Annotated in this window: 17 protein-coding genes; 7 read left to right on the top strand and 10 right to left on the bottom strand. The window is 60.0% G+C overall.

Going from position 1 to position 20,421, the window contains the following annotated elements:
* Positions 1–64 precede the first annotated feature (64 nt).
* Positions 65–391 carry an IS66 family insertion sequence element accessory protein TnpB gene (gene tnpB / locus IVA82_RS37350; protein ID WP_247493797.1) on the bottom strand — a complete coding sequence of 109 codons (327 nt, stop codon included), beginning with the start codon at positions 389–391 and terminating at the stop codon, positions 65–67.
* A 452-nt stretch (positions 392–843) separates the two neighbouring features.
* On the opposite strand from tnpB, the gene IVA82_RS37345 reads away from it, so the two are divergent.
* Both IVA82_RS37345 and IVA82_RS37340 read left to right on the top strand, forming a co-directional pair.
* Positions 844–1,590, top strand: a complete 747-nt coding sequence (locus IVA82_RS37345; RefSeq protein WP_247383465.1) for an FkbM family methyltransferase — start codon at positions 844–846, stop codon at positions 1,588–1,590.
* A gap of 284 nt (positions 1,591–1,874) precedes the next feature.
* Entirely contained in the window at positions 1,875–2,573 is a 699-nt protein-coding gene (locus IVA82_RS37340; protein ID WP_247383464.1) for a glycosyltransferase, read from the top strand.
* Between the two features lie 130 nt (positions 2,574–2,703).
* Here IVA82_RS37340 and IVA82_RS37335 read toward each other — a convergent pair whose 3' ends face one another.
* The 4 genes from IVA82_RS37335 to pgm all read right to left on the bottom strand — a co-directional run bounded on the left by IVA82_RS37335 (position 2,704) and on the right by pgm (position 7,433).
* Complete coding sequence (locus IVA82_RS37335; RefSeq protein WP_247383463.1) at positions 2,704–3,684, bottom strand: PDR/VanB family oxidoreductase; 981 nt, start codon at positions 3,682–3,684, stop codon at positions 2,704–2,706.
* Between the two features lie 10 nt (positions 3,685–3,694).
* Positions 3,695–4,447 (bottom strand): GntR family transcriptional regulator, encoded by a 753-nt coding sequence (locus IVA82_RS37330; protein ID WP_247383462.1) that lies wholly within the window; start codon positions 4,445–4,447, stop codon positions 3,695–3,697.
* 4 nt (positions 4,448–4,451) lie between these two features.
* Positions 4,452–5,501, bottom strand: a complete 1,050-nt coding sequence (locus IVA82_RS37325; protein WP_247383461.1) for an aromatic ring-hydroxylating dioxygenase subunit alpha — start codon at positions 5,499–5,501, stop codon at positions 4,452–4,454.
* A gap of 285 nt (positions 5,502–5,786) precedes the next feature.
* Positions 5,787–7,433: a phosphoglucomutase (alpha-D-glucose-1,6-bisphosphate-dependent) gene (pgm, locus tag IVA82_RS37320; protein ID WP_247383460.1), complete on the bottom strand. Its 1,647-nt coding sequence runs from the start codon at positions 7,431–7,433 to the stop codon at positions 5,787–5,789.
* A 260-nt stretch (positions 7,434–7,693) separates the two neighbouring features.
* On the opposite strand from pgm, the gene IVA82_RS37315 reads away from it, so the two are divergent.
* Complete coding sequence (locus IVA82_RS37315; protein ID WP_247383459.1) at positions 7,694–8,491, top strand: transglycosylase SLT domain-containing protein; 798 nt, start codon at positions 7,694–7,696, stop codon at positions 8,489–8,491.
* 232 nt (positions 8,492–8,723) lie between these two features.
* On the opposite strand, the gene IVA82_RS37310 is transcribed toward IVA82_RS37315, so the two are convergent.
* The gene (locus tag IVA82_RS37310) at positions 8,724–9,536 is read right to left on the bottom strand and encodes a response regulator transcription factor (protein ID WP_247383458.1); all 813 of its coding nucleotides are present in this window, start codon (positions 9,534–9,536) and stop codon (positions 8,724–8,726) included.
* 295 nt (positions 9,537–9,831) lie between these two features.
* On the opposite strand from IVA82_RS37310, the gene IVA82_RS37305 reads away from it, so the two are divergent.
* On the top strand, positions 9,832–11,013 hold the full coding sequence (locus IVA82_RS37305) for an acyltransferase (RefSeq protein WP_247383457.1): 1,182 nt from the start codon (positions 9,832–9,834) through the stop codon (positions 11,011–11,013).
* 14 nt (positions 11,014–11,027) lie between these two features.
* Here IVA82_RS37305 and IVA82_RS37300 read toward each other — a convergent pair whose 3' ends face one another.
* Both IVA82_RS37300 and IVA82_RS37295 read right to left on the bottom strand, forming a co-directional pair.
* Entirely contained in the window at positions 11,028–11,918 is an 891-nt protein-coding gene (locus IVA82_RS37300) for an aldose 1-epimerase family protein (protein ID WP_247383456.1), read from the bottom strand.
* Positions 11,919–12,115: 197 nt separating this feature from the next.
* Positions 12,116–13,357 (bottom strand): acyltransferase, encoded by a 1,242-nt coding sequence (locus IVA82_RS37295; RefSeq protein WP_247493796.1) that lies wholly within the window; start codon positions 13,355–13,357, stop codon positions 12,116–12,118.
* 887 nt (positions 13,358–14,244) lie between these two features.
* Here IVA82_RS37295 and IVA82_RS37290 point away from each other — a divergent pair.
* Both IVA82_RS37290 and IVA82_RS37285 read left to right on the top strand, forming a co-directional pair.
* Complete coding sequence (locus IVA82_RS37290; RefSeq protein WP_247383454.1) at positions 14,245–14,535, top strand: hypothetical protein; 291 nt, start codon at positions 14,245–14,247, stop codon at positions 14,533–14,535.
* 573 nt (positions 14,536–15,108) lie between these two features.
* Positions 15,109–16,278: a glycosyltransferase family 2 protein gene (locus IVA82_RS37285; RefSeq protein WP_247383453.1), complete on the top strand. Its 1,170-nt coding sequence runs from the start codon at positions 15,109–15,111 to the stop codon at positions 16,276–16,278.
* A gap of 125 nt (positions 16,279–16,403) precedes the next feature.
* Here the strand turns inward: IVA82_RS37285 and IVA82_RS37280 are convergent, their stop codons facing one another.
* Together IVA82_RS37280 and IVA82_RS37275 are read right to left on the bottom strand one after the other, a co-directional pair.
* A complete protein-coding gene (locus IVA82_RS37280) occupies positions 16,404–16,796 on the bottom strand; it encodes a DCC1-like thiol-disulfide oxidoreductase family protein (protein ID WP_247383452.1) in 393 nt (130 codons plus the stop codon).
* Positions 16,783–18,171: a hypothetical protein gene (locus IVA82_RS37275; protein ID WP_247383451.1), complete on the bottom strand. Its 1,389-nt coding sequence runs from the start codon at positions 18,169–18,171 to the stop codon at positions 16,783–16,785. Before IVA82_RS37275 ends, IVA82_RS37280 begins: the two co-directional genes overlap by 14 nt.
* Positions 18,172–18,861: 690 nt before the next feature.
* Between IVA82_RS37275 and IVA82_RS37270 the strand changes: the two genes are divergently transcribed.
* Positions 18,862–20,325 (top strand): lipopolysaccharide biosynthesis protein, encoded by a 1,464-nt coding sequence (locus IVA82_RS37270; protein WP_247383450.1) that lies wholly within the window; start codon positions 18,862–18,864, stop codon positions 20,323–20,325.
* Positions 20,326–20,421: the final 96 nt, after the last annotated feature.

Genomic DNA, 20,421 nt, shown 5'->3' with positions numbered 1-20,421 from the left:
GAGAATCACAAGGCGCGGTCTCTGTCCGGACTGCTGAGCGTACCATCGATTCAAATCCCAGCGATCAGCCAGCCGCCTGCGGTCGCCAGGTGTGTTGCGGCATCCGCCAGCCAAGCTGGGCTGGTGTGATCGTCACGACGCCATCAGCCGACGACGGCCACAGAAAGCGGCCGCGCTCCAGCCGCTTGGCATAAAGCGACATGCCCAGTCCATCGTGCCAAAGGATCTTGATCAGCTTGCCGCTTTTGCCACGGAACACATAGAGGTCGCCGCCGTGCGGGTCTCGCTTGAAGGCTTCCTGCACCAGCAAGCCCAGCGAGTTCATGCCGCGACGCATATCGGTGTGACCGGTCGCAATCCACACCTGCACGCCCGACGCAATGGGGATCACCGTAAGCGTCCATCTGCCAGCGCCGCCACGGCGGCCTTCAGCGTCGCCGCGTCGACCGAACCCGTGATCCGCATCAGAACCCCGGTCGCAAACTCGATCGCGATCGACCCGCCGCTGGCCGGCGCGACTGGACTAGACGTCGGCGTGACCACCATCGCCGGTACGAAGCCAGGTTGATGCCAACACCTAATGCCGCGTCGGGCCGCCCATCGCGTCAGCGGGCGCAGTGCAGCGACATGTCCGGACGCCGGGGAGGACCGGAAGTCGGTCGCTCAGCGGGAAACCGCCGCGATTGACCCTCAACCGACATTCGGTCGATCGCATTTTGGCCTTAGTTTAAGGTTGCGCTGTCGTGATTCAACTAGGGGGCGCGCGCGGCTCATGGCCCATCAGCGAAGTGGCGGCAGTAGCGACCAGGCGAATGAGCATGTCTTCAGCTACAGAGGTTTTCCATGAAAGCTAGATTGCCTGCGACGTTGCAGCCCGCGGCTTGCCAGGATCTAATTAGGTTGGGGGGCAAGGGCGACGGCGGATATCTGGTGTCTCGCTCAGATGTTGTTCGCTCCGATTTCCTTTTGTCTTTTGGTGTTAATTGCGATTGGAGATTTGAGAGCGATTTTGTGAATATCAATGATGTTCCTTTGGACGCATACGATGCCTCCACCAACGCGAAGCTCTTTATGAAAAAAGCGGTTAAGGCGTTGTTGGACTTTAAGCCGAAATTGGCATTAGGGCTTCTATGGAAATTGCGAGCGTTCCGGCTGTTTTTCAAAGGGCAAAGGCGACATGTTGCGAAGTATGTTGGCCTTCCGATCGGAGGAATACATTGTACGCTCGATGACGTCTTTTCGCGGATTACTGCTTCGAATGTATTCGTCAAAATGGATATTGAAGGGAGTGAATACAGGTGTCTCGATTCAATCGTGCGCAATCGGACTCGAATTTCTAGCGTCGTGATCGAGTTCCACGAGGTTGATCTTCATCTTGATCGGATTGTGAGTTTTGTGAATGATTTGAAGTTTAATCTGTTGCATGTTCACGCCAACAATTGGTCTCCGATCAGCGAGGGAACGCCCCTCGTTGTTGAGCTAACGCTGTCCAAAAACAGCGTGGGCGGGGCTAAAGTCGTAAGTCTCCCATCTGCTCTCGACGCCCCGAACAATCCATCTGCCCCCGATATCGAGATTGCATTCGCTTGAAATTACGAAATAGCCGCAGCCGTTTTAGGAGCAATGCCGGGGTTGCCATCGGCGGCAACTCCTCGAATGTAGAAGTAGGACATTCCGGCTGAGAGGAACTTGACCTTCCCATCAAAGGAGGACGTTGCATGGCTTATGAGAAACGGGAAACGGGAAGTTTGATTGGCAGTGACCAAGTTGAAGGACGGCCGTCGGGCAGCGCTAGGGAACGAAGATAGTTGTAGGTAGCTTATGTGACCGGAAAACGTGCAGGAGAGCCGCGAACGATTGGTATAGGGTAAGCCATGATCCCTAAAATATTCCACCTCACAAGCAAGAGTAAGAAACTGTCTTCGACCGCGCAGGGCAATGTCGATGTCATAAGAGCCTTCTATCCCGACTACAAAATACTGATCCACGACGACGATGACATACTGCAATTCATCAAGAAAAACTATTCTGAGTATTATGAGAGCACGATCTCCCAGATGCCCAAATTCATTTGGGTTGTCGACACTGTCCGATACCTCGTGATGGATCACTATGGTGGAGTTTACTGCGACACTGACGTTCTATTCAGAAAGAGATTTGAATTTGACGCGGGAGTCATTTTTGTCGAGCGGGAATGGACTTGGCCCAACGATCGTTCGATCACTGATAGTGTGCACAACTGCATATTTGCAAGCGAGCCGAAGCATCCCGTTTGGACAGATATCCTCAATGGAATTACCCAGAACGTTCGAACCGTGCAGTCTCCAACTGCGCAAGCGGGCCGATTTGCAAAGCGAGTGGTGGCTAAGCTGCTAGGAAAATCAGTTTATCCGTTGGTCTTTGGTGTCACCGGGCCAAATGCTATTTCAAAGATCATCACCCAAAATGGTTCATTGAAGCAACACAAGGACATTCGGGTCGTTCCTGGAAGTCAAATCTTCCAAGCAGGAATGAGCAAGGGAATGTTGGAAGAAGCTTCCTTCGTGCATGGGGCCGCCGGAAGCTGGCAATAGCTTCAAGACCGCGGTCGCTTTCGACTTTCTGTCCGGTTGTGGCCCCTTAGCGGACTCGCTCGGCCAACAAAACCTGTCCGCTCCCGAGGGCAGAGCGGACAAAGCATACGCATTACCTGCCCGGGCCCTGTCAGACCGCATCCGCCCGCAGCAGCGTGTCCACGGTGATGGTGCCCCGTGCGCGGGAGACGCAGGCGCAGATCTTGCGGTTCTCCTGCTTCTCATGGTCGCTGAAGAAGACGTCGCGATGGTCGATCTCGCCGTCGACCTCGACCACGTCGATGGCGCAGAGGCCGCATTCGCCGCGCTTGCAATCGTACATCACCTCATGGCCGCTGGCATTGAGCACATCAAGCATCGAACGCTCGCGCGGAATTTCGAGCTCGACATTGGAATCCTTCAGGCGCACCCGAAACGTCTCGGTCGACAGCGTACCGCTGGAGCCGAACGTCTCGTAGCGGAGATCGGCAAGCGGATGTCCTGCCGCGATCCAAGCCTGGCGCGCGGCATCCAGCATCCGCATCGGGCCGCAGAACAGCGCGAGCGCACCTTGCGGCAGTGAGGCGAACAGCGCGTCGAGCTCGAGCCGGCGGCCTTCGTCGCTGGCATGGACGATCAGACGCTCGCCGAGTGTCTCGGCGAGGTCATCGAGATAGGCCGCTTCATTGCGGGAGCGCACGGCATAATGCAGAGCGACATCGGCGCCGCGCCGGGCCAGCGCCTGCGCCGCGCCGAGGATCGGCGTGATGCCGATGCCGCCGGCGATCAGGCAGTAGTTTTCACGCGTCCAGTCGACCGCGAGCAGCGACGATGGCTGCGTGATGTCGAGCCGCGCACCGGGCGCTAACTGCCACATGTAGCGCGAGCCGCCACGTGAATCCTCGGCGCGACGCACTGCGATACGCAAGCCACGCGGCGAGGCTTCGCCGACCAGCGAGTAGGACCGCGTCTCGGGCTGCCCGTCGATGGTCACGCTGACATTGATGTGGCTGCCGACGGGATAGGCGGCGCCGTCGAACCGATCCGGCAGGATCAGGAATTCGCGAATGCCGGGCGCGAGATCGCGGGTCGACACCAGCGTGGCCGGGGTCCAGGTTTCGATGAAGCGCATGGCACTCCCCTCAGTCGGTTGCGGTCTTGATCAGCGCGAGCGCCGGCAAGAGGTCGAGATGGGTCCGGTTGCGCAGGGCGAGTCTCAAGTTGCGCACCGCAAGCCGCGCATGCTCGCGCATGATGGCCTCGGCACGGGCGCCTTCGCGGTTCTCGATGGCATCGATCACGACGCGGTGATGCTCCTGCGCGATGATCAAAATCTGCTGCGCTTCCGTCAGCGCCGACTGCGCCATCACGAAGGCGCTAGGCGAGGCGAACGGCAGCGCCGAGGCGCGGTCGATCTGCCGGATCACGGGCGGGCTACGCGACAATTCCGTGAGCAGCGCGTGGAAGCGCGCGTTCAGCGTGACATAGGACGAGAAGGCGTCGACCGAGATCGGGACTTGGCGCAGCAATTCGTCGATCGCGGCCAGACACTCCTTTAGCGGCTCGAGCTCGCGGGCGGAGACGCCACGCTCGGCGGCGAAGCGCGCGGCGAGGCCTTCCAGCGTGCCGCGCAGCTCGATGGAATCGGAAATGTCGCGCTCGGAGAACGCCTTCACCATGAAACCGCCGGAGGGGATCGCCTCCAACAGGCCCTCCTCTTCCAGCCGCACTAGCGCCATGCGCACCGGTGTGCGCGAGGCGCCGGTGGTCTCCACCGCCTGAAGCTCGGAGATGCGCTCGCCCGGACGCAAAGCGCCCGACAGGATCTGGTCGCGTAGCGCGAGCTGCGCTTTCACGGTCTGCGAGACGGAGCGGTCGACCTCGCGCTCGGCCATGTCCCTATTCCGCGGCCTGAAGGTGCTGCGGCGGCTTTTCCCTGGCCACCATCTTGTCTATCAGCTTGCGCGTCCACATCGCGCCGGCGTCGATGTTGAGGTTATAGAAGACGCGATCCGGGTTCTCGTCCATCGCGCGCTGTTGTGCCTCGAGGATCAGCTCGTCCTCGCGGAAGATGCCGGAGACGCCCTCGCGGATTTCGTTGGTGATGCGCTGCTCACCGAGCTGATAGTTGCGCACGAATGCCCAGAAGTAATGGCAGGTCTTTTCGGTCTCCGGCGTGATGGTATTGAGCACGAAGCCGTTGACGCCCTGCGAGCGATCGCCTTCCGGCGCGCCGGTGCCGGTCGGCGCGACGCCGACGTCGATCGCAATGGTGCAGGGCGCCTCGAAGCGGATGATCTGCCAGCGGTCGACAAGACCGGACTTGCCGAGCTGCTTGGCCCAGAACGGCGGCGCCTCGATGCCGCGCATCCAGCGCGTCACCGTCACCGTCTTCTCGCCATGGGTGACGTCGAAGGGAGCTTCGGCGACCGCATCATTGCCGATGGAGGAGCCGTGCACGAAGGTCTCGTGGGTGAGGTCCATCAGGTTGTCGAGCACGAGGCGGTAGTCGCAATTGACGCGAATGGTCTTGCCGTCGCCGGCCCAGGCGGGATCGTGATTCCAGTGCATGTCGGGCACCAGCGTGGGATCGGCGAGCGCGGGATCGCCCATCCAGAGCCAGATATAGCGGTGACGCTCGACTACGGGATAGGCGCGGACGCAGGCCGACGGATTGATGGTCTCCTGCGAGGGCATGAAGGTGCAGCGCCCCTGCGAATTGTACTTCAGGCCGTGATAGCCGCAGACGACGGTGTCGCCTTCGAGCCGCCCCTTGGACAGCGGCACCAGACGGTGCCAGCAGGCGTCTTCCAGCGCTGCCGCCGAGCCGTCGGCCTTGCGGTACATCACGACATGCTTGCCGCAGATCGTCCGCGGCAGCAGCGCCGACTTGACGTCGGCGTCCCAGGCGGCGGCGTACCAGGCACTCATCGGGAAGGGTTTTGGCATTGGTCTCACCCAGGGCTCATGAATACGTTATGTATACAATAGCGCGAGAAATTTGAACGTTCAAGGGCCAAATAGCTCTGATATATTACCATTAACCCGAAATAAGTATACATGATCGAGGTTTTTGGAACAATGCTCCGCAAACTCGTCATGCCCGGGCTTGTCCCGGGCATCCACGTTCTTCGTGCCACACCGAGGACGTGGATGGCCGGGACAAGCCCGGCCATGACGGTACGGCAACGGCTGCGCGAAAGCGCGCCCGGGGCAGGCACCCGCGTCGGCGTCCTAGGCCCCGAACACCTTCGCCAGCCCGGCCTGTGCTTCCTGCTGGATCCACTTCAGGTGCTCCGTACTGCGGAAGCTTTCCGCGTAAATCTTGTAGACGTCCTCCGTTCCGGACGGCCGCGCGGCAAACCAGCCGAAATCGGTTTCGACCTTGATGCCGCCGAACGGCTGGCCGTTTCCGGGCGCCTTGCTCAGCGTCGCCCGGACCGGATCGCCGGCAAGGTCCTTGAGGCCGAGTTGCTCCGGCGACAGCGACTTGAGGCTGTTCTTCTGGGGCGCAGTGGCGGCGACGTCGATGCGCGCGTAATGGGGCACGCCGAATTCGGCGGTGAGATCGCCAAAGAGCTGGCTGGGGTCGCGGCCGGTCTTGGCCATGATCTCGGCTGCGAGCAGGCCGAGGATGATGCCGTCCTTGTCGGTGGTCCACACCGTGCCGTCCCGGCGCAGGAACGAGGCCCCCGCACTCTCCTCGCCGCCGAAGCCGAAGGCGCCACTGAGGAGGCCGTCGACGAACCATTTGAAGCCCACGGGCGTCTCGACCAGCTTGCGGCCAAGCTTCCTGGCAACGCGATCGATAATAGAACTCGACACCACGGTCTTGCCGATCGCGGCGTCCTTGCCCCAGTTCGGGCGGTGCGCGAACAGATAGAAGATCGCGGTCGCCAGATAATGGTTCGGATTCATCAAGCCGCCGGTGCGCGTCACGATGCCGTGGCGATCGGCGTCGGTGTCGTTGGCGAACGCGACGTCGAAACGGTCGCGCATGCCGATCAGGCTCGCCATCGCGTAGGGCGAGGAGCAGTCCATCCGGATCTTGCCGTCCCAGTCCACCGTCATGAAGCGGAAGGTCGGATCGATCGCCTCGTTCACGACGGTGGCCGTCAGACCATAGCGTTCGATGATCGGATGCCAGTAATGCACGGCGGCGCCGCCGAGTGGATCGATGCCGATATTGATGCCGGCGGATTTGACCAGGTCGAGATCGACGACGTTGCCGAGATCGGCGACGTAGGGCGTGACGAAGTCGTAGGCGTGGACCGTCGCGGATTTGCGCGCCTTGGCATAATCCATGCGCGTGACGCCCTTGAGGCCATCGGCGAGATAGGCGTTGGCGCGCTTCTCGACCACGGAGGTCGCATCGGTGTCGGCCGGGCCGCCATGCGGCGGATTGTATTTGTAACCGCCATCTTCCGGCGGATTGTGCGACGGCGTGATGACGACGCCGTCGGCGAGGCCGCTGGTGCGACCCCTGTTGTAGGTGAGGATGGCGTGCGAGATCACCGGCGTCGGCGTGTAGCCGCCGTCCTTGTCGACCATGACATCGACGCCGTTGGCTCCAAACACCTCGACGGCGCTGACCAGTGCCGGTTCGGCCAGCGCGTGGGTGTCGATGCCGATAAACAGCGGGCCGGTCAGCCCCTTTTCTCGTCGGTAATCACAAATTGCCTGCGTGGTCGCCAGGATGTGGCCCTCGTTGAAGGAGTTCTTGAACGAGGTGCCGCGATGGCCGGAGGTGCCGAACGCCACCCGCTGCGCCGGGTCCGCCGCATCCGGTTTGCCAGCGAAATAGGCCGTGACCAGCCGCGGAACGTTGGTGAGTGCGTCCGACGAGACCAATTTACCCGCTGCGGGATCAACATCAGCCACTGAAATATCCTCGTCCTGTCGTGCAGAGATTGCGGGATACCATAGCATCGGCCCTGCCCGCGCCAAGGGCACAACACGCGCGATGGGCAAGCCGTTCCTTGGGCGAGATGTCCGTCATCCTGCGGCGCGAGGCATGCGATGCCAATGCATCGCAAGCCGAGCGCCCCAGAATAGTCGGCGGCGCACCTTCCAACCCGGCCGGGGGCAGCCACGGCTCTCAGCAAATCGGTTGTTAACTCGCAACATATATGACGTGCCTCATGTTGTGGGATCCGGCACGCCTTAGCCTCGACGCGACATGGCGGCACGTTGCGGTCGTCGTGCTTTGGTTGGCGTCGATGTGCGTGCATGCAGAGGACCAGCCTCCAAACGACGCCGAGACGACCTCGACAATTGCCAGTCACGATGGAGCCTTCGGCGCCGGCGAGACGCCGACATCCCGAGCCGCGATCCGAAACATCATCGAAAGAGAAACTGCCAAGACCGATCTGCCCGCGGACATTGCAGAGGCCGTCGTCTTTGTTGAAAGCGGCTACAACCCGACCGTCATCGGCAGCGCCGGCGAAATCGGCCTCATGCAGGTGCGGCCCGAAACGGCTGCGATGCTCGGTTTTCGGGGAAATGGCGCAGAACTCGCGGAACCGGCCATCAATATCCATTACGGCGTGCTTTATCTCAGCCGCGCATGGCGCCTGGCAGGCGGGGACCTCTGTCGCGCCCTGATGAAATATCGGGCAGGCCATGGCGAGGAGTCCACGACTCCGCGTTCGCAAATCTATTGCAATCGCGCCCGCAACCGTCTTCTCGCCATGAACTCGGCAGTCGGGCGAGCCGAGGCTGTAGCTATCCCAGCTTCAGCTCCAACGGCGGTAGCGGTTGCGCCGGCGACGAAATCAGCTCGCAATCAGAAAGCGGAGACTAAGCCTAAGGACGTTTATGCGCGCTACCGTCATGGTACGACAGCAGCAAGCCGGGCATACTGGGCTGCGCATGAGGCCCGGATCGGCCTCATCAAGGCTCGCATCGAAGCGAGATGGAAACGAGTTGCATCACGTTGAAATATCGTCGGCCGCTAGACGCATCCATAGAGCGAATAGCTATTTTTGAAGCCTGAACCGGAAATAGAGATCATGCACAATAGTTTGAGGGTTTTGTTCGCAATCTCGGCGACCGCCGCCCTGGCCTTGTCTGCATTCCTCGCCATTCGGTTCGTCGTCGGTTTCAGCGGCTGAACCAACATTGCAATTGAGCATCGCTTGCACGGCGCGCTACGTCAGCTCAGGTGTGCGTCTAAAGCCGCTCGCTGAGCGCAAGCTTGTAGCCGATGCCGGTGACGGTCGCGATGACCGGCGTGCCGCTACCGATAAGCTTGCGGCGCAGCCGCGCTACCAGCGCGTCGACCGTGCGGATATCGACCTCGGCCTCGCGATTGCTGACGACTTCGATCAGATAGTCGCGGTTGAGCGGACGGCCGTCGGCGCCGACCAGAGCCGCGAGCAGGTCGAACTCGGCGCGCGTCAATGATACGGGCTTGCCGTCGCTGCCGAGCAATTCGCGCCGCGTGAGGTCGATGATCCAGTCGCCGAAGGCGATCGAATTGTGATTGCGCGCCGCCTTGCGGTCGATCGAGCGCCGCCGCAGCACGCTGCGCGCACGCGCGAGCAGGTCGCGCAGATTGATCGGCTTGGTGACATAGTGGCCGGCAATCTCGAGGCCGAGGATGCGATCGACGTCGGAGTCGCGGCGGGTCACGAAGATGATGCCCGCGTTGCTGGTCGCCTGGATTTCCTTGGCCAGTTCGAAGCCGTCGTCGTCGGGCAATTGCACGTCGAGGAAGACGAGGTCGGTGCGGGCGCGCAGCGCCTGGCGGGACTCCGCGCAGGAGCCGGCGCCGACCACGTCGAAATTGTACTCGCTGAAATAGCCGACCAGCATGGTGCGCGTCACCGGATCGTCCTCGACGACGATCAGCCGCTCGCGGTCAGCGGGACGCATTTCCTGAAATGCGGAATCGGCCACGATTTTGGACGTCCTGCGTGCCTGCGAACCGACCTGGAAATTCAGGTCGCCGAGCGATGCGCCGTCCTGTGAACGTACATTCACGACTTGTTCGAGCCCCTCGAAATTGCCTGCTGCAATAATAGGCGTGTTGTGATGCCCAAACAATATTGGTCACGGTATTCAAGTATTAAGTATGAATTGGCCCACACTTCTCATTCGGCTCATTCGGCGCACCCCCGGGGCGAATTTCGCCAGGAAAGCGTCGAGATTCGTTCATCCCGGCGCGGATTCAGCCGCTGGTTAACGTAAACAGAGCCTTCAGCTTCGGAATCCGCGCTTGCGCCCTTATGGTCCTGCCTCGCAAGGCAAGGCGATTGCGAAAGCACGGAGCAATTTGATGCAGGGGCAGGCCCGGTTGGCCGCGGGTCGAGCCGACAAAGGCGCAACCGCGCCCTTCGGCCGTTCGCACACGCTCGACTTCCTGCGCGGCCTCGGCATCGCCGGCGTGATGGCGATCCACGTCTCCCAGTCGTTTCCGTCCGGCATCCGGGCGATTGATTTTACCTTCATGTGCGGCTGGGTCGGCGTCAATGTGTTCTATTTCGTCAGCGCCATGACGATGTGCCTGATGTGGACGCAGCGCGCGACGGAATCGAACCCGACCCGCAAATTCTACGTCCGGAGATTTTTGCGCATCGCGCCGCTGTTCTGGCTCGCAATCCCGGTCTACCTCGCCGTCAACGGCACGGGGCCAAGCTACAACGCGCCTGATGGCATCGGGCCGCTCCAGGTGATCCTGACTGCAACGTTCCTGCACGGCTTCTGGCCGGACAGCGTCAACAGCGTTGTTCCGGGCGACTGGTCGATCGCAGCGGAGATGACGTTCTATCTGGTCTTTCCGTTCGTGATCACCGCCTTCGGATCGCGCCGCCATCTCTACCTCGCGCTCGCGATCGTGCTGCATCTCGTCAATGTCTGCCTGTTCAAGCCATGGGCGTTCGCGCTGTTCTCGGCCTATTACGGTCCCAGCAACGAGGCCTTCGTCTGGAACGCGCTGCACATCAGCTTCCTGAACCAGCTCCCGGTCTTCCTGGTCGGCTGTGCGCTGTTCTTCTCGTTGCGCGACGGCTTTGCGAAATCGGACGCGGCGATCTTCGCCGCCTTCGTCGCACTGTCCTATGCAGCCGACCGCGCCACCGGCTCGCACGAATTCAACTATCTGATGATCAACCTCGTGCTCGGCGCGGGCGTCGCCGGGTGCATCCGCTTCGCGATCCGCTGGCGGCCGCTCGAGGCGCTCGGCCGCAATTCATATTCCATGTATCTGTCGCACTTCGCGGTGATCTACGGCCTGCGCCAGGTCTGGCCGCTCGCGGACGGGCTGATCTCGCTGCTACTTGCTTATGTCGTCATCGCGGCGCTCAGCTATGTCGTGGCGCGCGCGACGTGGCACCTGATCGAGCGGCGCACGCAGGATCTCGCGCATCGCCTGACCTCTTCAGCGACCAAGACCGCGCCGCGCGCAGAGGCCGTAGCCGTGACAGGTGTCGTGCTGGACGGCCGCAGTGCCGGCGCGTGATTGCGGTCAGGCTCTCAGGAAGATCCGACCTCGATCCGGAACGACAACTGCTGTTCCGCTCCAGCTGCGATATGCATCAGCCCCGGCTTGTCGCTGAACTCGCCGTCGAAGCCTGCGGGGCTGGCATAGCCGCGCCAGGGCTCGATGCAGAGGAACGGCGCGCCCGACGGCCTCGACCAGACGCCCAGCTCGCGAAAGCCCTGCCATGACATTTTCAACCAGGGGCCGCTGGATACACCCTGCCCTGCCGCGTAGCGGACAGAATTGCTGTTGATGCAATCGAAGATGATGGCGTCGTCGGTGAACAGGGACTCGGACAAGGGAAGCACTGTGCCCCTGATCGGAGGCGGCTCCGTTGCCGCACGTAGCAACCCGCCGTCGAGACGACGGACGGGAGACGACTCCTCCTTCGCAAAGGTCAGCGCGTAGCTCTCCTTCGGCAATCCGGGCTGGAGCGGCCAGTTGAAAGCAGGATGCCCCCCGAGCGAGGTCGGCAATGTCTCCTTGCCGGTATTGGCGATCGTGAGCGCCAGGTCGAGCCCCGCGTCATCGAGCGCATAGGTCGCGGTCAGGCGGAACGCGAACGGATAGAGCGCGCGTGTCGCCTCGCTGTCACCTAGCACCAGTGTGCAGCTGCTTCCGCCGCGCTCCACCCAGGCAAAGCGGCTGTCGCGCGCAAAACCGTGCTGGGTCATGCGGTATGTCTTGCCGCGGTGCCTCAGTTCGTCATTGGCGAGACGTCCGACGATCGGAAACAACAGCGGCGCGTGGCGCGGCCAGGCCGGCCTCGCCTGCCAGACGAATTCGATGCCGGCCTCACCCTTCAGCGAGCACAACTCGGCGCCTTGCGCCTTGATGGTCGCCATCATTCCGCGTGCTCGAATGGAATGTGTTTCGTCAGCCATCTCTCACGTGTACACCCCATAACCACACGCAGCAAGATACTGCATGACTAAAGCGCTCGCGAAGAATTATTGCGCAGCCAGATTTGCGCCTCGCTCTCGACGCTGCTCGGACCTCGATAAATCACACTGACTCGGATGCCAGCACACGAACTGCGCGTCCTTCTTCGATCGGAGTCGAGGGGCTGTAGCAAGGTCTGTCAGGACGAGGCAACGGGCTTAGACTCGGCGTGATCGCGACTGGATCGTCGTGCGCCAGTGAGCTCGTTGGATTTGGAGTTGCGCAACAAGAACAGAGCTCTCCAATCGCGCCGATGGCCAAACTCAATATAGCGATAGCTCAAAGCGCTCAGCGAAATCACTATTGCGAAATACGGCAATGACAATCGAAGTGTGTCTTTCAACGAAGAAGTATCGGGTGGAATCATTTCGACCATGATGATCGAATGCCATGCATAGATGCTGTAGCACATGCATCCGACGACTTGAATTGCCCATGCTTCGAATACACGATTTGCCGACCATGCCCCACACAGCACCGCAAGCAACACCATGGAAAACCCGGCGCAAAATATCGTTGTATAGAGAATGCTCACGGCCCAGGGGCCGTGATCCTTGAAAAATATGGCGGCAATCATCAGCAGCCCCCCGGGCAGCAGCCCATGCGAATAGAATCGCCTGAGCGAGGCGCTATCCCTGGACTTGACATAAAGATCGCAAACCAACATTCCGAAAATGAACTGGTAGCACGACCCGAAGATGCCGCCCACAAACGGGCGAAATATGCCGATCCGATCGACCGCGATAAGGTTTCCGGCCACCACGAAGGCTGAGCAGACGACCACGCTCAACAGCGCCAGCCTTTCGAGGCTCCACCGCGCGATCAGAAGGATCAGCAGCGGAAACAAAAGGCTAAACCAGATTTCAACACCGACGGACCACAACACGGGATTGGACGGAGGCATAAATCCATGCGGCACAAAAATGAAAAGTGTCGATAGGAGTCCGCCAAGCTCCATATACCAGCTGTGCGATCCAGCGGGAGATTTGGCATGGAGTGCAACCGTCACGAGGACAACGATATAGTAAAGCGGAAGCAACCGGGCAGCGCGATGCCAATAGAAATCCGGAAAGTCCGCCAGCCGATTGATCGCTTTCTTTTTCGTGCGATAGGGAAGGTACAGAACGAATCCAGAGAGCACAAAAAAGATATTTACGCCCAAGAAGCCGTGCTTCGCGATAACGGCAAGGAGACCATTGGGATCGAGCTCGCCGGGAAACGACGGCGTGCTGGATGTAAACGGAACGAACAGGTGAAAGACGATCACCATCATAATGGCGAGTCCACGAAGGCCGTTAACGGCCCCGATCTTCTGCGCGCCGCTTTCTGCGATCGCGGCGGTACCTGGAGATTCTAATAACAAGATTGGCGATCTCAGCATTTCGTGGTTTGCTACTTTGCGATACTGTCCAGATTGAACGGCCTGTCAATCGACAGCGCTGCCACATCATTCATCAGGACACGATACTGAACGAGCGCGGCCCAGGACGAACGCGCGAACAACGTGCCTTCAAATAGTCAATTACGAGATATAGACGGCAGGAGGCTTGCTTTGGGGCATAATTGTGAGAGCGCACGTATAGCTTGATGGCAGGGCTCCTTATCATATTTGTTCTGCTCGCGATTGGCTTTGGCGCCGGCTATGGCACCCGCGAGCTAATCTCGCGCAAGCGACACGCGGAGTACCTGCAATTACAGCCGTACATTTCGCCCGCGCTCAGACCCAGGCAATCATCTTCTGATGGACGCACCAGGACGCAACATGCCGGGTCTGAACCGCCAATGGCTGAAGGGCGACGGACGAACCACGACATCACGCGCTCGTTTCAGGACATATCCATTCACGACCGCAAGCCAGAAAACCCGGCGAGGCCTGCCGGCGGAAACTTGCATCTGATCCAGGCTCGTCGGCCTGAGCCGGACGCTGGATCTTTGCAGCCCACGAACTTCGAACAGAGCCTCGAGGAGTTGGTCGCACTCCTGCAGCGCCGCAGGCAGGACGTCTAGGCCCCCTCTACTTCCGAGCCGATTTAGTCAAAAGTCTTTCGCCGTGTTCGCCTTTTGTAGCGTGGTAGTGCCGACCGGCTGCTTGAGCCTCGCCGAGGATGTTCCCGAGTGAGCCACTGCCCATTTTAGGCGAAAGTGGCCCACCCACCAATTGACTAGCAGGCACAGTTAGAACGTGGTATCTTTTCAACAGTTCTGTGGTTGAAATGCGACGGTCCCCTGTCCAGGGACATTCTTGTCGCACATGCAGGAGGGTGGATTTTGATCTTGCTGTTGATAGCAAGCGGCGTGGTGGGTCTTCTTTTGGGACGCACTTTTCGCGCGTTCGTCCTCATTCCCGCAACGATGCTAATAATAGTTCCAGCGTGGTATTTGGGCGCTGAGCAGGGCCTGGTGACCGGTGCGATATCATTTGTCGTCAGCGCCGTGGTCATGCAGGTGGCGTATTTCGCGACCCTGCTAACCAATCTCCTTCGCCAGAATCTCTCGCTGCTCGATCAAGTACAGTCGGAGGCATCACCGCCGTTGCCTGAATCACGAGTCGCACTCTAATCAATCACTGGCGCGACAGTGGGCATGCATGCCGAGGATTTCGTCGCATTGCGAGGTGCCCCGCCGCAAGCTCGTTTAGTCGCGCGTGCCATGGATGGAATTTTCCACGTCGACAGAGCCGTCAGTCTGCCCGTCGACCGGTTCCATTGTGGTCCTGTCGGGGATTTCCAAGTTGGTGCGCCGCCGGTCATAGTCCGGCTTGCGACACTTCGAAACCGTCAGCGGAAAGCCTGTCCCGCGCCACGTCAGCGCACGTCGCATTCCATATTGAATGTCAACTGGGTTCGATCTCCTCAATGAACTAGTAGCATTACCCCAGCGGTGATTCACGCTGTTTGGGGATTGATGACAACGGCGAGGCGGATCTGGAACCGGCGCCTGTGAAATCCCCGGCCGATATTTCTCTATTGTGCAGAAGAAGCGCACCAGATGGCCTCGCCAATGGACTTATGAAATGCAGATCAATTCGCTGAGCCGATATGACTGCCGTCGATGGCACCTATCTTTGCCGTCTTTGTCGTGTCCTGTCTCAAGATTGCGCCAATGTGTGTTTGGTTGACTGGAGGATTCAAGATGGAACTGCTGGCGAGAGCAGCGGCAGCAGGACGCCGTAGCGGCGCATGGGACGCATTGCAAGAGTCGATCGAAACGGATCAAGCGGCTGTAGCTCTCTCGATGCCAACACGATTGCGGCCGAAGCAGCGTCCCGGTCCCGTCATTCACCGGATCGATACCCGGCCGCTCGATATCGGCGCCGATGAGGTCGTGGCGGTCGGCAAACTCCGCAATGAGATGCTGCGACTACCCGATTTCCTGCGCCACCATCGCCGACTCGGGGTCAGACGTTTCCTCGCGATCGATGATCGTTCGGACGACGGCACGCGAGAATTCCTCCTCGATCAGCCAGATGTTCACGTATTCGAGATCCGCGAGCCGTTTGCAGAATCACGTGGTGGCGCGCGTTGGACCAGCGCCGTGCTCGACCAATTCGCGCCGGGACGGTGGGCGCTGACGCTCGACGCCGACGAGCTGTTTGTCTACCCCGGCTGCGAAACTTTTGATCTTCGATGCCTGTGCCGCTACCTGGAGAGCGCAGGCGCGGATTGCATGACTGCGGAGATGATTGATATGTATCCACGCGTGCTCGGCGGCTCGGAACGCTACCGCGCCGGAGAGAGCCTTGTCGCATTCTGCCCCTACTTCGATTCAGATACCTATGTGAAGCGCCGTCGGCGCGGCTTTCCGACGAACTACCTGATTGGCGGAGCGCGAGCGAGACTGTTTTATGATGAGCCGATGCCGCCGAAGATCGCGCTCTACGACGCGCTCGTACGGTTGCTTGAGCCCTACGGGCTCGCGCGGCTTCTGCCTGCAGTCAACATCACGCGCTGGGAGCCACCGCTGCTTACTAAGGTGCCGCTCGCGCGCTGGTTGCCCGGCCGTCGCTATATCGCCGCCGGTCACCTGATGGCCCCGCGCGGCAAGCCAGGCGACGTCACGGGCGCCCTGCTCCATTTCAAGTTTCTCCACGACTTCACAGACAAGGTCGCCACCGCCGTCCGCGAGGGGAATTACTACCGCGGATCGGTCGAGTATAAACGCTACGCGGAGCGGCTCGCTCAGGATCAGTCATTCGAACTCACCTATCCGAAAAGCCGGATCTACCAATCGTCGGATGATATTGTCAGTTGCGGTCTGATGCGCTTCTCCCCGGCCTACCAGGCCGCGATGCGACAACCCTAACCATCGCTTCCGAAACATGGGACGCGCGCTAGACTCCTTTTCTCGAATCGTCACCGGGCCCCATCGTTCCACTTGATGAACTTTTTTGGCAGACCGGGTACCCGCTGTTCTGGAGCATGCACTGATCAGAGCTCACCGATCAGCTTGCGGCCGAGCAGCCGAAGGAGAAGTTTCCTTCCACGCACGAGCGTCGGATAAACTGCCCGTGCGACGCGCGGCCGGGAGAACACGAGCCGATGGACCCGGTTGAAAAATGTCGCTTCGCCGGCAAGCGTTGCCAGCAGATACATTGCCTCGGCCCCATAGTAATACTGCCTACGCCAGCGAACCACCATGCCTTCATTAAGATCGAGGTTGTGCGCGCGGATCTCGCCTACGATCGGATGTTCCGAACGCGCGTCGATCAGGTGCACGCGCTGCCCCTGCTCCCGCAACTGGTACAGCAGGACATAACGGCTGCATAACGGGCATTCGCCGTCATAGACCACCCAGATCTCGTCATCGTCATCTTGGGTCAATTCGAGAGTCCGTCTGCTTCCGCACGTCGCGCACAAGTTTGCCTTCGGCAAGGCCGAGGCATACCGAATCTACTACGTAGTGATAGGCGACAATGTCGTCCATGCTCAGCTTGTTGAATTCGCTGTACATCCACGGATTTGCGAGCATGTGGTGTGGATAGGCATAAAAGCTGTTACTGTCCTTGACCCAGGGATAGATGCGAAAAAAACGGTCCGTCTCGCGGACCAGTTTCTCCACAGCGTCCATGGCTACTCCTGTGTCCTGACGCGAAAGAATCTCCGGGCCGCAGGTGGTCGCGTCGTGCCAAGTCGCAAGATCGTGGTTGTTACCGCCAACGCGAGCCCGGAAATGGTTTTCGGGGATGTACATGGTTCCGGTCCCGATCATGTACGAGTAGATGCCGAAATAGGTGGACGGGGCGAGGATCTGGCGGCCATCCCGGGTCTCGACGAAGAATCGCGGGCTTGCCAGCTTCGGCCCGTCCAGCCAGCCGAGGAAGTTGGTATAGAAGAAGAATCGACCGCAGATGACAGCCACGACCATCACAACCTTCATGGCCGAGGTGAATCCGTCGCGCGGCAGCCTGCGGGCCGCGGCGACGATGAAAAGGTTGAGCGCAATCCAGAAGAAGAACAGCGCCCCGAGCGTGAAGTACACACCGACGTGGAAGAGATCGAACAACAGACAGAAGAACGACAACGCGCGCGTCGAGATCGCGGCCAGCGGCGACAGCAGCTGCGCGCCTAGCACAAAGACGTTGAAGAGCAACTGGTTGCTGACGATCGCGTCCCAGATCGTCTGCAACGCGCCCGGCCATAGGCCGAGCGGGGCGTCGCCACGTTCGAGCCCAATCAGGATCGAGGTTTGCGTGGGGTTCGCAAGCAGCCAGGTCCACGGCTTCTCGCCGCCTGCCTGCAGCTTCGCGATTCCCGACCAGAAATAGCTGCCGAGATGCGCCCCGACGGCGCACGCCCAAATCAGGCCGTAGGTCCGATCGCGGAGCTCTTTCACGCCATCTGCGGAAGCGAACACAGTCCGCAACTGCGGCACACGATCCATTGCCCAGGCACTGGTGAGGACGATCGTGCCCAGCACGCCAAGGACGCAGAAGTTGCCGACGTCGAGCATGCCAAGATAATCGGTCTCGGTCACGAAGATGCCGGACGCGACGCTGACCATCTCGCGCCAGGCATGATAGAAGTAGAGCAGCGGTAGCAGAAATGCGGGACGCCAGATCGCGGCGATGCCAGCTACAACCGCAAGCACTGCGCCGTACCGAAAGAACAGGATCCTGTCGCCCGAACCGAAAAGGATATTGGCAGGGCCTGCGAAGGGCCCCAGTGAATCGAACAGCAACTGCACGAAGATCGCCATTCCGATCGCGAAGGCGGTGATCCGCAATGGCGGCGAGAAATCCCGGTAGCGAATCGAGTTGAAGGCGAGCGCGCCGGCAAATACCGCGCAAACCAGCACAAACGCGTAAATGTCGGACCAGCGAGCGAGATGCGTGACGGCCCGTCGCGAAATCGCAGAAAGAACTATGGCTACTGCAAGAAGGAAGAGAGGTCCCGCCAGCGACGAGAGGCCAGACCGGGTTCCTTGCCGTGATGATGCAACGGTGTATAACGCCATCCCGCCTCGGACCTCCGGAACTGCGCGATCGCAGATCAAACGAACATTATCGAACCGCTTGCATCCTGCAAGGATCGCACGCGCAGCCTTGGCCTTCCCCAGCGGGAGTGCTCACAAAATCATCTTGCGGGAACCTGAATATTGCAAATTGAAATGTGACAAAGTGCGGGCATTGTTGTGACTGCGCGTCTCCGCACCGACATTGGTGAACTTTCAAGCACTCGTTCGAAGTTGGTCATCCGCCTTGGCGGGACTCGCCTCAGAGTCCGCGGATCCCACGTCGCTCGATCACATCTTCCGTTCGTGTCAAAGCCGAGCTAAAAGCCGGGACGGTCGGAACCGTTACCGTTGAGAGCGATAGATTTCCCGCCGGGATTTGCAGGCTAGCCGCAAGACCGAGCAAGAACTGTTTGAGATCGCGGGGTGAACTCGTTGGGCAGAGACAGTAAGTCGCGGGCCGCAACCAATATTCTCATAACGGGTGGGGCTCAGGCCTGGAAACTGTCGGCCGGTTTCGTTTTGACGATATTCTCGACGCGAAATCTTGCACCGTCTGACTTCGGCCTACTTGCCATGTCCGCGACCGCCGCAACGTTCCTCGGGCTCATCAAGGACCTCGGCGTCGGACAGGCCATCATTCAACGCCCGGAAATCGCCAAGGGCCAGATCGATGCGCTGTTCTGGCTGTCGGTGCTGGCTTCCGCGGCGTCAACCCTCGCCCTGACGTTGAGCGCATATCCGCTTTCACTGTTTTACGACGATCCCAGGCTTCGACAGCTCATCGTCGCAATTGCAGGGCTTAGCTTCATTGCAGGGCTGCCAACCGTTCCCGCCGCCCTGCTTGCCAGAGAGTCCAGGTTCAAGTCCCTGGCAGTCTTGGATGTCGCAGCGACAACCGCGTCCATCGTCGCGGGGATCGTTGCCGTGATGATCTTGAGAAATTATTGGGCGCTTTACCTGTCCACGCTCGTTCTCACGCTGGTTTCGACAGCTGGGATCTGGACCTGTTCGGGCTATCGTCCCGGGTATCCTCACTTGGACGGCGAGACGCGACACATGGCAAGGTTCGGCTTGCACGTGTCCGGGTTCAATCTGGTCAACTATTTCTCGAGAAACGCGGACAATATCCTTATCGGCAAATTCCGCGGCGGCGACGAACTCGGCCTTTACGATCGGGCCTATAAGCTATTGCTGTTCCCGATCGTTCAACTGCACAACCCGATCGGCCAGGTGATCGTCCCGCTTCTTTCGCGGCTTCGTCTCGATAAGAAAGAATACCTGAGCACTTACGACGATGCCCTTTCCATGGTCATGCTTGTATGTCAGCCAGGAATCGTTTTCGCCATCCTGCTCTCGGAGCCGCTCTTCAGAATTGTCCTTGGAGAGCATTGGGTGGGTGCAGCCCCGATTTTTTCGTGGCTTGGCGTTGCGGGCTTGATCCAAGTGGCGACCGCGACGGCAGCCTGGCTGTTTCTCAGTCAAGGCCGTGGCCGGGAGTACTTCAGGCTGGGTGTTTGGACCGCTCTGATCAACGTGACCTCATTCGTCGTCGGCCTTCCCTGGGGCGCCCTTGGAGTTGCCATGGCATATACGCTGGTGAACTGCGCCATCGTGCTGCCGCTTTACGCGACATTGATCGGTCGCAATGGCCCCGTGACGACGAGGCGCCTGATCGAAACGACCGGTCCGCATTGGATCGGTTGTCTCGTTGCCGCGGCCATCACAAGGATTTCGACCATCTCGTTGCTGGATGGAAACTCTCTGGCTGGACTGGCTACGCTGCTGGCGCTTGCCTATGCGTCATATCTCGTAGCCATCAGCTTCTTTGCGCAGAAAAGGGCACTCGCGAGGCGTCTGTTGCGCTACGGTTATCGAAGGGCAGCCCCCCAAATCTAGCTCGCATTTCTCACAGTGTTGAAGCGCACCGGGGCGCGAATCAGCGAAAGTTGTTGTGCCGCAACGACTTTTCTCTGATCCAGGGAGCGCCCCGAT

This window comes from Bradyrhizobium sp. 142, assembly GCF_023074015.1.
In the GTDB taxonomy this organism is placed as follows: domain Bacteria; phylum Pseudomonadota; class Alphaproteobacteria; order Rhizobiales; family Xanthobacteraceae; genus Bradyrhizobium.
Note: the sequence above shows the minus strand (reverse complement) of the source record. Positions and strands in the feature narration are given on the sequence as shown.

Bases quoted from the DNA above. Each gene is read 5' to 3' on its own strand.
- IVA82_RS37345 (WP_247383465.1), top strand. From the start codon at position 844: ATGAAAGCTAGATTGCCTGCGACGTTGCAGCCCGCGGCTTGCCAGGAT.
- IVA82_RS37340 (WP_247383464.1), top strand. From the start codon at position 1,875: ATGATCCCTAAAATATTCCACCTCACAAGCAAGAGTAAGAAACTGTCT.
- IVA82_RS37335 (WP_247383463.1), bottom strand. From the start codon at position 3,684: ATGCGCTTCATCGAAACCTGGACCCCGGCCACGCTGGTGTCGACCCGC.
- IVA82_RS37330 (WP_247383462.1), bottom strand. From the start codon at position 4,447: ATGGCCGAGCGCGAGGTCGACCGCTCCGTCTCGCAGACCGTGAAAGCG.
- IVA82_RS37325 (WP_247383461.1), bottom strand. From the start codon at position 5,501: ATGCCAAAACCCTTCCCGATGAGTGCCTGGTACGCCGCCGCCTGGGAC.
- IVA82_RS37315 (WP_247383459.1), top strand. From the start codon at position 7,694: ATGTTGTGGGATCCGGCACGCCTTAGCCTCGACGCGACATGGCGGCAC.
- IVA82_RS37305 (WP_247383457.1), top strand. From the start codon at position 9,832: ATGCAGGGGCAGGCCCGGTTGGCCGCGGGTCGAGCCGACAAAGGCGCA.
- IVA82_RS37300 (WP_247383456.1), bottom strand. From the start codon at position 11,918: ATGGCTGACGAAACACATTCCATTCGAGCACGCGGAATGATGGCGACC.
- IVA82_RS37295 (WP_247493796.1), bottom strand. From the start codon at position 13,357: ATGCTGAGATCGCCAATCTTGTTATTAGAATCTCCAGGTACCGCCGCG.
- IVA82_RS37285 (WP_247383453.1), top strand. From the start codon at position 15,109: ATGGAACTGCTGGCGAGAGCAGCGGCAGCAGGACGCCGTAGCGGCGCA.
- IVA82_RS37275 (WP_247383451.1), bottom strand. From the start codon at position 18,171: ATGGCGATCTTCGTGCAGTTGCTGTTCGATTCACTGGGGCCCTTCGCA.